12 protein-coding genes are annotated in these 17,339 nt (G+C 71.2%); all 12 read right to left on the bottom strand.

Annotated elements, in window-relative coordinates; translation table 11 throughout:
* The 12 genes from ACFQW8_RS11695 to ACFQW8_RS11640 all read right to left on the bottom strand — a co-directional run bounded on the left by ACFQW8_RS11695 (position 1) and on the right by ACFQW8_RS11640 (position 17,324).
* Positions 1-1,206: a glycosyltransferase gene (locus ACFQW8_RS11695; RefSeq protein ID WP_380087519.1), complete on the bottom strand. Its 1,206-nt coding sequence runs from the start codon at positions 1,204-1,206 to the stop codon at positions 1-3.
* On the bottom strand, positions 1,203-2,429 hold the full coding sequence (locus ACFQW8_RS11690; RefSeq protein WP_380087518.1) for a hypothetical protein: 1,227 nt from the start codon (positions 2,427-2,429) through the stop codon (positions 1,203-1,205). The genes ACFQW8_RS11695 and ACFQW8_RS11690 overlap by 4 nt, the downstream gene beginning before the upstream one ends.
* Positions 2,426-4,195, bottom strand: a complete 1,770-nt coding sequence (locus ACFQW8_RS11685; protein ID WP_380087517.1) for a hypothetical protein — start codon at positions 4,193-4,195, stop codon at positions 2,426-2,428. The genes ACFQW8_RS11690 and ACFQW8_RS11685 overlap by 4 nt, the downstream gene beginning before the upstream one ends.
* On the bottom strand, positions 4,192-5,793 hold the full coding sequence (locus ACFQW8_RS11680; protein WP_380087516.1) for a Wzz/FepE/Etk N-terminal domain-containing protein: 1,602 nt from the start codon (positions 5,791-5,793) through the stop codon (positions 4,192-4,194). Before ACFQW8_RS11680 ends, ACFQW8_RS11685 begins: the two co-directional genes overlap by 4 nt.
* Positions 5,790-7,862 carry an alginate lyase family protein gene (locus ACFQW8_RS11675; protein WP_380087515.1) on the bottom strand — a complete coding sequence of 691 codons (2,073 nt, stop codon included), beginning with the start codon at positions 7,860-7,862 and terminating at the stop codon, positions 5,790-5,792. Before ACFQW8_RS11675 ends, ACFQW8_RS11680 begins: the two co-directional genes overlap by 4 nt.
* Complete coding sequence (locus ACFQW8_RS11670; RefSeq protein WP_380087513.1) at positions 7,859-10,039, bottom strand: bi-domain-containing oxidoreductase; 2,181 nt, start codon at positions 10,037-10,039, stop codon at positions 7,859-7,861. The genes ACFQW8_RS11675 and ACFQW8_RS11670 overlap by 4 nt, the downstream gene beginning before the upstream one ends.
* Positions 10,036-11,946, bottom strand: coding sequence for an asparagine synthase (glutamine-hydrolyzing) (gene asnB / locus ACFQW8_RS11665; RefSeq protein ID WP_380087512.1), 1,911 nt, complete (start codon positions 11,944-11,946; stop codon positions 10,036-10,038). Before asnB ends, ACFQW8_RS11670 begins: the two co-directional genes overlap by 4 nt.
* A gap of 1 nt (position 11,947) precedes the next feature.
* A complete protein-coding gene (locus ACFQW8_RS11660; RefSeq protein ID WP_380087511.1) occupies positions 11,948-13,219 on the bottom strand; it encodes a glycosyltransferase family 4 protein in 1,272 nt (423 codons plus the stop codon).
* The gene (locus tag ACFQW8_RS11655) at positions 13,216-14,538 is read right to left on the bottom strand and encodes a UDP-glucose dehydrogenase family protein (RefSeq protein ID WP_380087509.1); all 1,323 of its coding nucleotides are present in this window, start codon (positions 14,536-14,538) and stop codon (positions 13,216-13,218) included. The genes ACFQW8_RS11660 and ACFQW8_RS11655 overlap by 4 nt, the downstream gene beginning before the upstream one ends.
* Positions 14,539-14,689: 151 nt before the next feature.
* Entirely contained in the window at positions 14,690-16,114 is a 1,425-nt protein-coding gene (locus ACFQW8_RS11650; protein WP_380087508.1) for a sugar transferase, read from the bottom strand.
* Between the two features lie 318 nt (positions 16,115-16,432).
* Entirely contained in the window at positions 16,433-16,600 is a 168-nt protein-coding gene (locus ACFQW8_RS11645) for a hypothetical protein (protein ID WP_380087507.1), read from the bottom strand.
* Between the two features lie 70 nt (positions 16,601-16,670).
* Positions 16,671-17,324: an acyltransferase gene (locus ACFQW8_RS11640; RefSeq protein WP_380087505.1), complete on the bottom strand. Its 654-nt coding sequence runs from the start codon at positions 17,322-17,324 to the stop codon at positions 16,671-16,673.
* Positions 17,325-17,339 lie beyond the last annotated feature (15 nt).

Below are 17,339 nucleotides of genomic sequence, written 5' to 3'. Positions count from 1 at the left end.
TCATGGCGCCGTCACCGCCACGGCGTGCCTGATGGCGAAGTCGTAGATCTCCAGCAGTCGCTCCACGCTGTCCGAGGCCTCGAAGCGGCCGGTGAAGGACTCCCGGGCCACCCGCCCCATCTCCCGCCAGCGCTGCGGGTCGACGTCGACGTCGTGCAGGGCCCGCGCGAGGGCGGAAGGGTCACCGGGACTGACGAGGACACCGTCGACGCCGTCCCTGACCAGCTCGGGGAAGGAGCCGCGACGGGTGGCGATCGAGGGCACACCCGCGGCCATCGCCTCCACGGCGACGAGACCGAAGGTCTCCTCGCAGACCGAGGGGAGCACCACTGCGAGCGAGCGGGCGATGAGGTCACCCGCGGCCTCCCGGCTCAGGTGGCCGTGCACGTGGACGTCGTCGCGGTCGCGGGCCCACTCGCGCAGCGTCCCGTCAAGGGGGCCGCCGCCGGCGACGTCGAGACGCAGCGCCGAGCCCGGCCACGTCTCGCGGAAGGCGGACCACCCGGCGATGAGCGTCGGGATGCCCTTCGGCTCGTCCAGCCGGCCGACGTAGGCGACCGCGTGGTCGGCGGCCGCCTCACGGGGCGGTGGGGTCGGGACGAAGTGGTGCCGCACGAAGAGCCGCTCGGGGGGCAGGCCGAGGCCCGACATGAGGTCGCGCTCGGACGCCGAGACGAAGATGAACGCGGACACCAGCTGCCGCCACCGCCACCGGTTCACCCGGAGCCCGGCGACGACGGGCAGCGTGGCGACACTGGAGCCCTTGTAGCAGCCGTGGCGCACCGCGGGCCCGAGGCGTCCGTCGGAGCACTCGTGGCAGGGCTGCCCGCCACGGAAGAAGCCGCCTCCCGCGCAGAGCAGGGTGTAGTTGTGCACGCTCACGACGACCGGCACCCCCGCATCGGCACAGGCGTCCAGCACCGAGGGGGTCAGCAGCGGGAAGGTGTTGTGGACGTGCACCACGTCCGGTCGGTCGCTCGCCAGCTGGTCGGCCAGGGAGCGGCGCGCACCCGCGTCGTGGACGCTCCGGACAGCCAGCCCGGCCTTCCTTGCCAGCGACCAGTCGGCGATGTCGTCGCTGTGTCGCTCGAACTGGCCGACGTCCACGCCGTGCCGGCGCAGGGCGGCCACCTCCTGGTCGACCACGGAGTTCTCCCCGCTGGGGGCCGAGGAGCGGTAGCGGTTGTGCACGACGAGGACCTTCACCTGCCCACCTCCCGGGCAGGGGCGGCGAGCAACGAGGCAGCCACCGCGAGGTCCAGCAGGTACGGAGAGGCGTCACCGAGCCCCGTCTCGGTGATCGACGCGACGATGCAGTAGACGATGAGGAACAGGGCCAGTGCGCGCCGAGGTCCACGGACGTGGGTGGCGGCGGCCAGGAGGAGCAGCAGCACGAAGCTCACTTCGAGGAGGACACCGAACCAGCCCTGGTCGACGTAGGTGGCCAGCCAGTTGCTGTCGACGGCCCGCCCCTCGAAGGACTTGTTCGAGAGCCCGGAGCCGAACATCTGCTCCAGCCACGGGCGTGGCGTGGCCGCGATGTCGGCCCAGACGTCGGTGCGGCCGGTCAGCCGAGCCGCCTCGTTGGCCGACTGGCCTCGCGCCAGCCAGCCGACGAGCTGCGGTGCGAAGAGCGTGGCCCCCACGATGATGCCGACCAGCGTCGAGGTCGAGACCCGCCGTACGCGCGCGTGCCCGAGGAAGAGGCTGGCCGAGGCCACGGCCCCCCCGAGGAGGGCTCCCAGGAGTGCCGTGCGGGTGTGGGTGCCGATGAGCACCCCGACGGTCACGACCACGGCGACGAGAGCGTGCGGGCCCGTGACGACCCGGCACATCCACAGGATGACGGTGGTGCCGAGGAGCACCGCAGCGAAGTGGGCGACCTGGGTCGGCGGCACGGGCCACAACGCGCCGCTGAGTCGCCCTTCGTACGCGAACGCCTTCCCCGGAGAGATGGCGGCACCCAGGAGCACGGTGACCAGCACCGCCCAGAGGCACAGGCGGTGGGCTCGCAGGAGGAGGAGGTCACGCCGCCCCCACCAGGGCGACAGCAGCCAGAGCACGGCGACGAACCCGAGCAGCCGCAGCCCCCGGTAGAGCGACCCGAGGACGAACTCGCTGCCCAGGCTCACGACGAACGAGGCGAGAGCCAGGACGGTCAGCAGCCCGAGGAAGAACGTGGGGCGCACCAGCAGGCGTCGGTTGGCGAGCAGGGCCAGCGCCAGGGCGAGCAGCAAGGAGCCCTGGGTCAGGAGCTGGGCGAGTCGTGGGGGAACCGGCACGATGGTCTCGAGGGACGCCGGGGGCAGGACGTTGAAGAACAGCGCGGCCCACGCCATGAGCACCACGACCGGCACCCCGACGGTCCGGGCGGGCGTCGCGCGCTCCTCCACCGTGGGCGATGTGCGTGCCAGCAGGTTCGTCGTCATCGCGAGCTCGCCACCTTCTCCGTCAGCAGCTCGTCCGCAGCGTCGTCCGGGTGCCCCAGGGTGCGGTCGGTGCGGTCGGCTCCCTCGAGCAGCGCGAAGGGGATGTGGACACCGTTCCTCGTGAGCAGGGCCGTCACGGTCCCGAGCAGGTCGCGGCTGGCGCGCCCGGCCGAGACGAGCGGGACGACCTCGGTGACCCACGTCGCCACGACCCCGAGGTCGATGCCGGGATCCACCTCGAGGAGCACCAGGACGAGGTCGGCTGCGTCCCACAGGTCCTGCAGCTCCTTCGCCTGCCCCTGCCCACCGAGCGCGGAGGCTGCCCTGCCCCGGGGTCCTGAGGTCAGCGCGGGGTTGCCGGTGGGGCGGTGCAGGCTCGGCGACCCGGCTCCACCCCTCCCGCGTCCCCGCGACCCCCTGCGGACGCGACGGGCCAGGGCACCTGACGAGCTGAGGTCGACGAGAAGCACCCGCACGCCGTCGGCCGCCAGCCAGCCGGCAAGGGTCTTCAGACAGTCCGCAGCGACGTTGGGGCGGTCGATCGCGACCACACCGAGGGTGCAGGGACGCGACCGCCTGCGGGTGGTCGGACCCGGCCCGCTGCCCGAGGTCCTGGTGGCCTTCGGCGTGGCCTTCGGCGAGGCGCTGGGCGAGGCGCCGGACGGTAGGCCGGGCGAGCCGTCGGGGTGCAGCACCGTGCTGAGCCGTGGGGGCAGAGCCTCGGCGAGCCCGTGGACGAGGGCCTCGAGGTGACCGGAGCGTCGGCTCCCCCACCGCCCGGGGCCGGCATGCCTGGGGCCGAGCAACACCTCGCGACGCGACCCGAGGGCGCCACGGAGCCGTGGCCACCACTGGGCCCTCACCCGGCCGACGCCGACGCGCACCGGGACACCGAGAGCAGACGCCACCTCCCGGCGCTGGCGCAACCGGTCCGAGGTCAGTGTGCGGAGGAGGATGGTCCCGAGCGCCAGCGCGCCACCGACGACCGCTCCGGCGGCCGGCGCGAGCACGAGCTCTCGACGTGATCGCGCGCCGTCCGTCCCTGCCTCGTCGAGGACGTGCGTCGCGCTGATCGCCGCGTCGGCCCGCAGCTGGGCGTCCTCGATGGAACGCTGGAGCTCGGTCACCTCCGCCACGAGAGCGGCGCGTCGGCTGACGACGTCGTTGAGGAGGACCTGGTCCGGTGTCGCCTGCGCGGACAGGCGCCGGTACTGCCGGGTGAGCGCACCGATCTCGCTCTGCAGCGCCGTCACCCGCTTCGTGTACCCGTTGACCAGCCCCTCGGAGATGGATCCCAGCTGCTCGGCCCGGAAGGTGAGGAAGTTGTCGATGAGCGACGTCGTTCGCAGGATCGCGTCCGCCGACGTCTCAGCACTGACGTCGACCTCGAGGACCTGGCTGCTGACGGGTGTGGCCGTGACCGACGACAGGAACTGCTCCGGGGACTCGCGCAGCCCCAGGTCCGCGACGACCCGGGCCGCGACCGCCCGGGTCTGCAGCAGGGTCACGTCCGTCGTCATCGCCGACGCGTCGTCGGGGTTGGGCGACACCATGAGCAGTGTGGCCGTCGCGGCGACCGGTCGCGGCAGGATCTGGAGGACTCCCACCCCGAGCACCGCGCCGACGAGGACGGCTCCGCACCACAGGAGCCAGGTGCGGCGCGCGGCGCTGGCGAGCGCACGACCGGTGACCAGCACGGCGCCCGCGTGCCCGTCGAGGTCCGGGAGCTCGTCCTCGTCGTCGATGCGGAACGTGGGCACCCTCATCGCGGGACCTCGCGGGTCTGCGAGCGGTGCTGGGACCCGATGGTGGCAGGCCCGGGCAGGGGCCCTTCGGCGATGTTCCTCGGATGTGGGTCCCGGGCGGGGCGGCGCTCGACAGGTGCGAGCCGACCCGTGGTCCGGTCCAGCGGGTCGGGATTGGCGACGACGATCCCTTCGACCGTCAGGCCGACCCGGTCCGCGGCCACGACCGCATCGGCGAGGTTGCGGCGTGAGGCCGTGGCAGAGCTCACGGCGAGGAGGCCGGTGCCGCCGGCGACGACCGTGGCATCGGGTCCGGGACGGGTCCGGTCCAGCACGACGAGGCGAACGGTCAGTGTCGCGGACCCGGAGAGCTCGGGTGCGGTGGTCACGGAGAGCGTGGGCGGCAGGCCCTCCCTCGCGAAGCCCTGCGAGCAGGCCGCCCACAGGGCCGTCGCGCATTCATGGTGCTGAGCGGCGACGAACTGGGTCGTGAGACCCGTGGACGCGGCGAACGCGGCGATCTGGGGAGCCACCGCGAGCGCTCCGGTGTCCCCGCTGATGCAGATCACGACGAGGACCAGTGGCTCACCCACCGGCCCGTCCCTCCTCATCTCGGTCGTGAGGTCGTGCAGCAGGCGACGCAGGGCCCAGCCGTCGACGCTGTCCGGCGAGTAGGACCGCAGAAGCTCCGCCCAGGCCGCTGCGGACCGCGGGGGACGTACGCGAAGGGAGGCGACGACGGGAATGTCCACGGCATCGGCGATCTCGTCGCGCGAGCGCAGCTTGGGGTCGCGTTGGTTCGTCCCCACGAGCAGCAGGCACGCCGCCAGGAGGAGCAGTGCGCTCCCCCCCAGGACGCGTACGGCTGCGTCAGCGACGTAGTCGTGCTGTGCGCCGGGCGAGGGGCGCTGGATCAGGCTGGCGCTGGTGCCGGGGTCGGCCTCCTGTGCGCTGGCGCCCTCCGCGCCGGAGATCTGCTGCTGGAGGGCGTCGATCTCCAGCACGGTCGTCGCGCGTACGGCGATCAGCTCGGACAGGGCCGCCGCGTCCGTCGGCCCGGCCGGACTCGTCCGGCCCTCGACCGCGATCCTGTCGGTCGCCTTGCGGATCTCTGCCGTGACCGTGGCGAGGCTGGCCTTGAGCGTGTTGAGACGTCCCTGCAGCTGCGCGCGACGAGCGGCGCCCAGCGACTTGCGAGCGTCCTCGAGGTAGGCCACCAGGGACTGGGCCACGGAGAGCGCCAGACCTTCCGCCTGCCTCGCAGTGGGACCGGACGCGGTGATCTCGAGGATGGACGGGGCGGGGGCGTCGACGCTCACCCGTTCGGTCACCTGCGCCTCGGTCAGGCGGGGGACCACCTGGCTCCCGGCGCGGGTGAGGATCTCCGAGCTCTTGACGATGTGCATCTGCGTCTCGGCGTCGTAGCCGCCCGTCCGACCGGATCCCGGCTGCGCGATGGAGGGCAGAAGCACTGCGCTCGTGCTCGTGTATGCGGGTGGCGCCCACAGGAGCAGACCGCCGCCCGCCAGGGCTCCGAGGACGGCGACCACGACGAGGACCGCGCCGTGTCGCCGGATGACGGCCCAGATGGCGCGGAGGTCGACGGCCTGTTCGCTCATGCCCCCTCCCCCACGTGCGCGAAGTAGGTGGACGCTGCGGGCGCGACGTCCAGGTGCAGGTCGATGGTGCTGCCCAGCTCGAGATGACCACGCCACTCCCCCGTGCCGACCAGCACGGTGGTCGGGACCCGCACGCCGAACCGCGGTGAGTACCACCCGAGCGGCGGGTCGGTCTCGCCACGGTGGGCCGACCACCCGAGCTCGACCGGCAGCGTCATGCGCCCGCGCTGCAGCACCCCGGTCCGTCCCGGCCACGTCAGGTGGGCGACGCCCTCCCCCAGCTGGGCGGTGACCTCGGGGCCGAGGTGCCAGGAAAGTCGGACCCGGTGCGGACGCTCGGCGCTCAGCGTGTCGCGCACCGTCAGGCGCGAGCCGAGGTCGTCGAGCCCGACCCGACGGTCATGTCGCAGGCTGGGGTCGAGACGCCCGTATGCCGTGTGGTGGGCTGCCCAGCTCTGCAGCCCCTCCGCTCCGGTCCCGACGTGGTCGACGACCGCGTCCGCTCGGGTGCTCCACAGGAACGGGCCGCCCGCCACCGCCTGGTCGACCCCGTCGACCTCGACAGTGTTGTGGGCGCGCGTCGAGCGGAAGTACGACCGCCACTCGGCCTCCCCGTGGTAGCAGTAGGTCCCGGGGTCGACAAGCAGCTCGACACCGTCGTGACGGACCTCCACGGAGAGCGCGTCCGCGTGGGCATGGGCGGCGATCGACAGGAAGCCGTGGGGCCCTCCGTCGCAACGGCACCAGATCTCGGGCTCTCTTCCCGGCCCGGTGCGCAACACGTGCAGGCCGGCGTCCGCGAAGCCCTGTGGGCGCGACGACGGGCGGGCGGGGGCCTCGGGGGCGACACCCGTCGGCCCCGCGGTGACCTGTGGGCAGAGGGCCCCCAGGATCACGCTCATGACGCCCGGTTGCACCGCTGGCCACCAGGAGCAGCCGCCGAGCGTGCTGTCTCCCGTGGCGAGGAGGACCGCCCACGGGTCCGCTTCCGGTCCATCGAGCACCAGGGCCCTGCCCTCGTCACCGTCGCCCTGGCGGGGCGGTTGCCCGGCCACGTCGAGCGGTGCTGCTGCGGCGTCGAGCAGACGCACGACCAGCTCGCGCGAGGTCGTTGGAAGCGGGTGACCGCACGCGTCACTCTCCACGAGAGCGACCAGGGCGAGCTCGGTGACGAAGCGGTGGTAGTCCGTGGCCAGCTCGCGGTTGACGCCGCTCGGGAAGGTGTTCGTCGAGAGCGCCCGTCCGAGCTGGTCCGCGGCATCGCGGCGCCAGTCCTCGCTCTCGGTGAACCACGGGAGCGCACACGCCGCGACCAGGCGGCCGGTCGCCTCCGCGACGAGGTGGTTGTTGGCGGACGACCCGCGGCTGGGGAAGGCAGCGAGATACTCCTGGTGCCAGCGCAGCTGGGCCAGCGCCACGGGGTTCTCCTCGAACAGCAACGCCACGCCCGGCCAGTCGTCGAGCAGGCGACGGACCCACACCCAGCTCGTGAGGCGGGTCCCGAGCTCGATGCCGCTCGTCCAGTGGATGCCTGAGAGGAAGGGGTTCGCCAGCCACCAGGACTGGAGCTGCGCCGCCGCGGCCTCGGCGTACCTGACATCCTGCGTGAGCCACCATGCTGCGGCGAGAACGGTGACGTGGTGGTGGCGCGAGAGCTCCCACACCGACTTGACGTTGCCCGTGACGCTCTCGTCCCGGTGGTCGATGCCGAACGCGAGGGCATCGTCCGGCGCGCGCCGACCTGTGACAGGGTCCAGGAACCAGTCGGGGTCCGCCATGTCCGGGCGAGGTGTGCCGAGGACGTCCCCGTGCCCTGACAGGACCCGTTCCGCAGCAGCAACGAGCCGACGAGCGCCCTCGGGCGGCACCTGCTGCCGGGCCGCCGCGGGAACTGCCGCGATGAGGCGCCGTCCCGGACGGACACCGGGCGGGGAAGGGAAGGGCTGGCCGGCGTGCACCTGCCGCCGGGACCAGCGCACCTGGCGGCCTCGGTCACCGACGCGCGAGACAACCTCCGCCGGCGACATCCGACGGAGCCGACGCGCATACCACGCGAGCGAACGGCTCATGGGGTCACGGCCTTTCGCGTGGCGAGGCTTTCGCCCACCGCGAGCGTCACGCGCGTCGTCGCCACCAGGGACTCCAGCGAGATCGGCATGGCGGCACCCAGCCGCACCGCCTCGAGGAAGGCATCGAGCTCGGCTCGCTGCCCCTTGTCCTGACCCATGAACGCGCGCGTGGAGGTCCGTCTGGCACCCGTCCACACGGCGGCCCGGGTGAAGTTGTCGAGGCGGGCGTTGCGACCGCCACCCGAGACGTCCAGAGCCTCCTTGGGCACCCGCGGGTCACCGTCCGTGGAGTACGTGATCGTCGCGAGCGATCCCTCCTCGAAACGCAGGGTCGCGTGGAGATCCGTGCCGTCAGGCGTCTCGACGGCACTGACCTCCACCGGGTGGTGACCGACCCACCAGCTCACCGTGTCGATGAAGTGGCCCCCTTCGCCGAGCCAGCGCGACCCTTCGAGCTGCTCGTCGAGGTACCAGCTGCCGGACGCCATCCGTCCGGCGTTGACGAGGTAGCGCACGCTGACCGGTGCAGTGCTCGACCCGAACCGCTGACGCATCCCGACGAGCAACGGGGCAAAGCGCCGGTTGAAACCGACCATGACCCGGTCGTTGCCGGTGCGATCGACGACCTCGAGGATGCCGTCCACCTCTGCCCGCGTCAGGGCGAGCGGCTTCTCCACGAAGACGGCCTTGCCGTGCTCGAGCGCCCGGCACACGAAACGGGCGTGCGAGTGGTGGCGGGTCACGACGAAGACAGCGTCGATCGAGGGATCCGTGAGCACGTCGTCGGCGTTCGTCGTCACCGACTCGAAGCCGAAGGTCCGTTGTGCGTTGACGGCCGACAGCGACCTCGTGGTGGCAACCGTCCCGAGCGTGGTGCCGGTGTGCTTCGCGAGGTGGGGCAGCAGCATCGACGACGCATAGCTGCCGGCACCGATGAACCCGAGCCGGACCGTGCTTCCGCTCGGCCGAGCGGCTCGACGCTTCGCCGCCGGGTGGGAACGAGCGACCACCGTGGTGCGGTGCACCGGTGCGGCCGCAACGTCGGTGGGCGGGTACTCGAGGAGGAACCCGACCCCGCGCAGCGACCCGGTGCGCAGCTGCTCGTAGACCTCGCAGGCGTCACTGATCGGACGGGTCGCCGACACGAGGGGGGCGACGTCCACCGAACCTGTGGCGAGCAGGTCGAGGAAGCACCCCAGGTTGCGCCGTTCGGTCCAGCGCACGTAGCCGGCGGGGTAGTCGATCCCGTCGAGCTCGTAGCGGTCGTCGTAGCGACCTGGCCCGTAGGACCGCGAGAACCGGAGGTCGAGCTCCTTCTCGTAGTAGGCGTTCCACGGCAGGTCCAGCCGGGTCTTGCCGATGTCGACGACCCGTGCCCGGTCCCGCGCGAGGCGGGCCGCGAGCTGCACGGGTCCGTTGGTGTCCCCACCCGCTGCGAGGAACACGTGGTCGGCCCCGATGCCGCCAGTGGCCGTGCGGACCACCTGCTCGACGTAGGCGGCGCCCTCGTCGTCCGGTGAGGCGCAGCTCATGGCTCCGGCCGCCTCCGCCAAGCGACACCGCTCCTCGACGGTATCGATGCCGACGACCCGGACGCCGGCCGCGACGAGCAGCCGCACGACGAGCTGGCCGACGAGCCCCAGTCCGATGACCGCGGCCATCTCGCCGAGCTGCGGCTCGCCCTGTCGCACCCCTTGGAGGGCGATCGCGCCGACGGTGGCGAACGCCGCGTGCTCGGGCTCGACTCCCTCGGGGACCGGGACACACAGGTTGACCGGCACCCAGTTGACCTCGGCGTGGAGGGCGAACTCGTTGCCGGCGGCGGCCACGAGGTCGCCGACGGAGAACTCCTCCGCACCGGCGCCCACCTCGACGACCACCCCGCACAGCGAGTAGCCGAGGGGGGTGTAGCTGTCCAGCTTGGTGATCGCCTTCTTGTAGGTCGCCAGGGGCCCTTGCTGGGTCATCGAGTCCAGCACCTTCTTGACCTGGTCGGGCCGCGCCCGCGCCTTTCCCAGAAGGGAGAGGCGCGCCTCTGTCACCTTCATGAGCTCGGTGCCGGTGGAGATGAGCGAGTAGAGCGACCGCACCAGCACTCCCCCTGGCTTGCAGGCCGGCTCCGGCACGTCCAGCACGACGAGCTCGCCGGACCGGTAGTTCTGCCCCACCTGCTTCATCGGATCCCCACCCCCGCCTCACGCGCGTTGCGGTACCACAGCTCCAGGCTGAGTAGCTGCCAGACCTGCTTGGCCTCGTCGCGACGCCCGGCCCGCTGGTCGTCGACCAGCCGCTGAAGGGGGCCGCCACGGAGGAACCCATCACCGACCAGCTCGCCGCGCAGGAGCACGTCGTCGACGAGCTCCCTCAGGTCGTTCGTGACCCATGCACGCAGAGGCGCGCCGAAGCTCGCCTTCGGCCGGTCGATGATCTCGTCGGGCAGCCATGCTCTGGCTGCATCCTTGAGGGCCGCCTTCTGCTGCCGGCCACGGATCTTCTCGTCCCCCGGGAGCGAGAAGGCGGCCGCCATGACGACCGGGTCGACGAAGGGCACCCGCACCTCTGTGGAGGCGGCCATGCTGGCCCGGTCGGTGTACGTGAGGTTGAGTCCGGGCATGAACATGCGGGTGTCAGCCAGGCACATCCGGCTCACGACGTCCTCGAGGTCGTTGTCCTCGTAGACCTCGCGGTGACGGTCCACCACGGTGTCCACGTCATCGGACAGGGACGGGTCGAGAAGTCCGACGAGCTCGTCACGGTCGTAGAGCGTGTAGCTGCGCCGGAAGGCATCCTGCTCGGGGAGCTCGGCGAAGGTCAGGAACCGCTGTGCCCAGCGCACCGTGCGCAGACCGCGTCCGCCCATCGCGACGGGGAGTGCTCGTGCGACGGGTGCGACCGCCCCACGCACGGCACCCGGCATCCGTCGATAGCGCGCGGCAACGAGCATGGCCAGGTGCTTGCGGTAGCCACCGAAGAGCTCGTCGGCCCCCATCCCCGACAGGAGCACCTTGACCCCGGCATCACGTGCGGCCTCGCACATGAGCAAGGTGTTGATGGCCGCCGGGTCCCCGATCGGTTCGTCGAGGATGTCGACCATGCGAGGAAGCAGGTCGACGACGTCCGGGGAGATCTCGATCTCGTGCAGGCGGATGCCGAGGTGGCCCGCCAGTCGCCGGGCGTAGCGGGCGTCGTCGGGCATCGACTCCAGTCGCTGGTCCTCGGGCCGGAAGACGATGGTGTAGGCCTCGATCGCCGGGTCGGCGCGGTGGGCGAGTGCGGTGATGATGCTCGAGTCCAGCCCTCCGCTGAGGAACGAGGCCACAGGCGCGTCTGCGACGAGGTGGTCCAGGACGGAGTCCGCCACCTCCTTGCGTATGTCCGCCCGTGGGCCCTGCGCCGCCAGTGCCGCCTCCGCGGCGACGTCCCAGTAGCAGCCACGAGCGACTGATCCGTCCCGGCGGTACTCGGCCCACGTCCCCGCCGGGTGGCGCTGCACGCCACGGATGGCGTCGAACTCCTGAGGCAGCCAGTAGTAGAGCGTCGACGCCACCATTGCCGTCGAGTCGATGGACAGCTCCGGGCCGACTGCGGTGACGATCGCCTTGAGCTCCGAGGCGAAGAGGATGCCGTCACCCCGGGGCATGACGTACAGCGGCTTGATGCCCAGTGGGTCCCGGGCCAGTGTGAGACTGCCCGTCGCCTCGTCGTGGATGCCGAAGGCAAACATTCCCCGGAACCGACGGAGCGCCCGAGGTCCCCAGGCTCGCCATGCCTCGAGCACGACCTCGGTGTCGGATGCCGTCCTGAATTGCGCACCCAGGCCCTGCAGCTCGCGCCTCAGCTCGCGGAAGTTGTAGAGCTCGCCGTTGTACGTCAGTGTCAGGCCGCCCTTGGAGAACGGCTGGTCCGCATCGCTGGACAGGTCGATGATGGACAGTCGTCGGTGCCCCAGGACCATGGCGGTGTCGGGGTCCACGAGCTCGACGACGCCCCCTGCGTCGGGACCACGGTGAGTCATCCGGTCGACCATCACGGAGACGAGCAGCTTGCCGTCGACCTGCTGGTACGCGCCAGCGACGCCGCACACCTCAGGCCCCCACGTCCACACGGGGCACGTCCACGTCGCTGTCCCCGTCGCGCCTGATGCGCCCGGTGAGCTCGTCGAACACGCGCAGGTAGCCCTGCTGCTGGTGGCGCCAGGCGAGGTGTCTCTCGACCCTCTCCCGCCCATGACCGCCCATCTCGGCACGTCGAGCCGGGTCGTCGACCAGGTCGACCAGGGCGCGGGCGTACTCCAGGACGTCGTTCGGTCGCACGTAGTCGGCGGCGTCGGCAGCGGAGACCCGCGTCTCGGCGAGGTCGAACGCGACGACCGGCAGCCCGAAGGCCATGTACTCCATCGTCTTGTTCATCGTCGACACGTCGTTCAGCGGGTTCATGGGGTCCGGGGACAGTCCGACGTCCGCCGTCGACAGGACCTCCGCGACGAACTCGTCCGGGACCCGGCCCGGCATCTCGACGACGTCCGTCAGGCCGAGCTCGTCACGGCGTCGGACGAGGTCCGGGTAGCTGTCGCCGGACCCCATGAACGTGAACGCGATGTCACGCCGCCCCATCTGGTTCACGACGACGTCGGCCGCCGCGAGGGCGAGGTCCACACCGTCCTGGGGGCCCATGACGCCGAGGTAGGCGACAAGGTGTGCCCGCCCGCGTCGGCGGGCAGGCACGGGCTCACGCCGACGCAGCCGGTCGGGGTCCGGCCCGGTCCGGACCACCGTGACGTCGTCGCCGGACTTGCCGCCACGGGACCTGGCGACGGCGGCATACGAGTCGTTCGTCGACGTGACCCGGTCAGCCGTCCGGAACGTCTGGCGTTCGAGGAACAGCAGGCCCCGGTATGCCGCCCCCCGGGAGTCCCCGAAGCGCGACCGGTAGAGCTCTGGGCACAGGTCGTGGTGGTCGAAGACGAAGCGTGTCCCGTCACGGCCACGGAGCCACCGTGCCAGCGGCCAGAAGATGTCGGGCGGGTTGCAGGCCTGCATCACGTCGAACGGGCCGTCCCGTCGCGCGGTCCACACAAGGCGTGCGGTGGCGAGGAACGACCAGGCGTACTCGATGACGTAGCCGAGCGCACCGCCGCCGGGAGCGTATGCCGGGTAGCCGAGGATGCGCACCCCGTCCACGACCTGAGAGGCCGACGTGCCCTCACCCTGAGGGCACACGACCGTGACGTCGTACCCGTGCTCGATGAGCGACTGGCACTCCAGCCACACCCTGCGGTCGAAGGGCACGGGAAGGTTCTGGACGATGACGATCACCCGAGGCAGACGACCGCGGGGGGCACCGTCGTGGACGCTCACCAGCTCACCCCCTGGTAGCCGGCGATGTGCTCGACGTCCTCGCCGAGGCGACCGTTGATGTCGAGGACGACCGTCGGGCGTGCACTGCGAAGTGCAGCGAGGCACGCCGGGTCAGAGGTGGCCACGATGACGACCTCCGCTCCCTCGAGGGCGAGCTCGGGGCTGTCGACGAGGAGCCGGTTGACGTGCGCCAGCTTGCTCTCGAAGTGGCGGAGGTTGGCGCCGACGAGCTTGGCCGGGTCGACGACCGGGTCGTAGATGCGGACGTCCAGCCCCTTGCCGACGAAACGCTCCGCGATCTCCAGGTTGGGGCTTTCGCGCAGGTCGTCGGTATTCATCTTGAAGCTCAGCCCGAGGATGGCAACGCGTCGGTGACCCGTCTCCAGGACACGGTCGACCAGGGAGCGAACGGTCAGCTCGTTGCTGGTCAGAGTGGAGCTCACGAGGGGTAGGTCCACCCCCACCACCCGAGCCATGCTCTGGAGCGCCCGCACGTCCTTGGGCAGGCACGAGCCGCCGAAGGCGAAGCCGGGTCGGAGGTAGGACGACGAGATGTTGAGCTTGTGGTCCTCGCAGAAGAGCTCCATCACGGTGCGCGAGTCCACGCCGTACTGGGAGAAGATGCGGCCCATCTCGTTGGCAAAGGTCACCTTGACCGCGTGGAAGGCGTTGCATGCGTACTTGAGCGACTCTGCGGTGCCGACGTCGACGTGGTGCAGGGGCATGCCGAGGAAGCCGAAGAGCTCCTCGCAGCTCTCCCGGGTCCGGGGGTCCGATGCCCCCACGACGACGAAGGGGGGCGCGAAGAAGTCCTCCACCCCGCACCCCTCACGGAGGAACTCCGGACACATGGCCGTCCCGACCGACCACCCCTCCGGGAGGAGCTCCGCGGCGAACGCCGGCTCGACGATCGAGGCGCCGGTGCCCGGCGGCACGGTGGAACGGATGACGACGGAGTGAAATCCCGACGACGGGGGTGCCGCCTCGGTCATCGCCTCTCGCAGGTCCGTGAGCGCTCTCGCGATGAACGTGAGGTTGCTGTCACCCCGGGGCCGGGAGGGCGTCCCCACGCACACGAGGGAGAGGTCGGCCCCGTCCATGGCAGCGACGACGTCCGCCGTCGCTCGCAGCCTGCCCGCGTCGACCGCGTCGACGACGAGGCGGTCCACACCCGGCTCGATGACCGGGCTGGTGCCGGCGTTGATCGCCGCGACCTTGCCCTCGTCGACGTCGACGCCGACGACGTCGTGGCCCCGGGACGCCAAGCCGGCCGCTGTGACCGTTCCGACATAGCCCAGACCGAAGATGACGACCTTCATGACAGCACCTCTCGGTTGGCGACCGGCAGAGGCCGACGCAGGAATGGCCCGGTGGGGCGAGACGCCGATCGCCGGCGAGCACCGTCGACCCGGGGCCGGGCGGACCGGTGGGGCCCGCACGGAGCAGGTCGCGACCAGGCGGGTTTCATCATCAGAAGGCCCCCCGTCCGCCGAGCACTGCTCGCACCGTCCGGATGAGGATCTGGAGGTCCAGGGTGGAGGACCAGTTGTCGACGTACCACAGGTCCAGGCGCACGGTCTGCTCCCAGTTCAGCGTCGCTCGACCGCTCACCTGCCACAGCCCGGTCATCCCCGGACGCACCCGAAGGCGACGCATGGCGTCCGGTTCGTAGTGGTCCACCTCGGACGCCAGTCCCGGCCGCGGCCCGACGAGCGACATCTCACCCCGAAGCACGTTGATCAGCTGCGGTACCTCGTCCAGGGAGAACCGACGCAGCCACCGACCGACTCGGGTCACCCGTGGATCGACCTTGCTCTTGAACAGCACGTGGTTGACCTGGTGCCCGACCTCCGCGAGCGTGTCCAGCCTGGCCTCCGCGTCCGTGACCATCGTGCGGAACTTGTAGATGCGGAACTCCTGCCCACTCTGCCCGATCCGGTTCTGGGAGAACAGGATGGGGCCCTTCGAGTCAAGCCTGACGGCCAGCGCGACCAGCAGCAGGAAGGGCAGGAACACCAGGGTGAGCACGACGGCCAGGGCAAGGTCCTGGACCCGCTTGACCACGAGGCGCGACCCGGATCGCACCGGGCGCTCGAGGTGCAGGAGCGAGACACCGGCCTCGGCGCGGATCGACAGCCGGGGCCCAGCCACCTCGAAGATCCCCGGCGAGATCACGAGGTCGACGTGACGCTCCTCGAGATCCCACGCCAGCTGGCGCAGCTGCTTGCCGGTCATGCCGGGGTGTCCGCTGATGGCGACCAGTGCGGCGTCATGGAAGTCCACGGCGAGCGTCACGTCCCGAGGCCTCCCGGCCACGGGCACCCCCTCGACGACGGGAAGGTGCTTTCCTCCCGCGATGCACGCACCCACGACCTCGAAGGAGTTCGAAGGAGACAGCCGCAGCTCACGGACCAGCTCGCCGACTGACTTGGCCGTCCCGACCACGATGGTGCGCTGGCGGTACCTGCCGTGGGCGCGGGAGTGGCTGAGCCACAGTCGCAAACCCTTGCGCAGCAGGAGGGACAGTGCCACGACGAGCGGGACGACGAGGAAGACGTAGCCACGGGCCAGCTCGAGGGTGAACGCGTAGGACGTGAAACCCGTCGCACCCAGGAGCACCGCCCCGGCCCACAGCACCACTCGGTACTCGTGGGCGCCCTGCCCGAGGTGGCGCCCCTGGTACCCCTGAAGGAACCGCACTGCCAACACCCAGGCCAGCGGAGTCAGGAGCGGCACCACGGCGATGTCACCCGGGATCCGACCGAACCGCAACCCCAGGACCGCCGCACTCGCACCCCAGGCGCACAGGACATCACCGAGGATCAGCCGGAGTCGATAGGCGGCGGGCCAACCCAGACCCGCCGGTGCGCGAGGGACCGCGCGGGACTCCTGCACGACCTCCAGCGGTCGGCGGCGAGTTCGGCCCGGCCCCGATACACCTCGGGGTAGCAGCAGCCCGATCTCGACTTCTCCAGCTTCGGCGAACTGTTCTTCGCGCACCACGCATCACCAGGATCCTCGATGACTCACCTGTCAGAACGACCCTCCTGACCAAGCACAGACGCTACGGATGGCGCGGTTTTCGGGGGGACCATCCACCAAAGATGAACTGGTCGCGTCAGGCCGGATGATCAGACCGACCCCCCCCGCCCCCCGCCGGGATGCGTCAATGGTGTATAGCGACAACGGCCCGCCGACAGGACCAGTCACATCTCAGCCCGATGGACCGGGGATGTCCGGTTCGTCATGGCAGACGGCGATCCGCAGCGCGCCCTTCGTCCGGCAAGCCAGCTCGACGACGACCATCGACCCGACGTCATGGCGGTCGCCGGCATCCGTGGGTCCGGCGACCCGGACGAGCACCAGCCACGTCTCACGCACAACTCATCGGTATGCCGTCCGCTCGCTGAGGCCTCTTCCACCGCCCCGTCGGCGCCCACCCCGAGACGACTCAGCCGGAGGGCTCGCTGTCCTTGAGAACGTCCGCGGCCTCGACCAGGCCGTCGCCGTCCTCGACGTAGGCATCGCCCGTGGCCGGGTCGACCCACGTGCCGGGTGAGTCGCCCGGCACGAGTGGGACACCTGCGCGGCCCACCCATCCGAGGCGTCGCGCGGGGACACCGGCGACGAGCGCGAAGTCCGGCACGTCCCTCGTGACGACCGAACCGGCCGCAACGAGGCACCACCTTCCCAGCGTCAGCGGGGCGATGCACACGCTGCGCGCGCCGACCGAGGCTCCCTCCAGGCACGTCACGCCGACCGCCTCCCAGTCGCGTCCCTGCTTGAGGCGGCCCTCGGGGGTGACGGCCCGTGGGTGCAGGTCGTTGGTGAAGACCACCGCCGGGCCGATGAAGACCCCCTCGTGGAGCACTGCGGGCTCGTAGACGAGCGCGTGGTTCTGCACCTTGCAGTTGCGCCCCATCGTCACTCCCGGTCCGATGTAGGCACCGCGTCCGATGATGCAGCCCTCGCCCACCACGGCGTCCTCACGCACCTGCGCGAGGTGCCACACGACGCACCCCGGGCCGAGCCGCGCCTGAGCCGAGACGTCCGCCGTGGGGGCGACCGTCACCGCATCATCCCCAGCAGCCCGACTCGCCGTCATGGGTCTCACCCTAGC

Origin of the sequence: Knoellia altitudinis (assembly GCF_042666355.1) — a bacterium.
GTDB classification, from domain to species: Bacteria; Actinomycetota; Actinomycetes; order Actinomycetales; family Dermatophilaceae; genus Knoellia; species Knoellia altitudinis.
The sequence above is the reverse complement of the archived record's forward strand: the minus strand, read 5'-3'. Positions and strand labels throughout refer to the sequence as shown.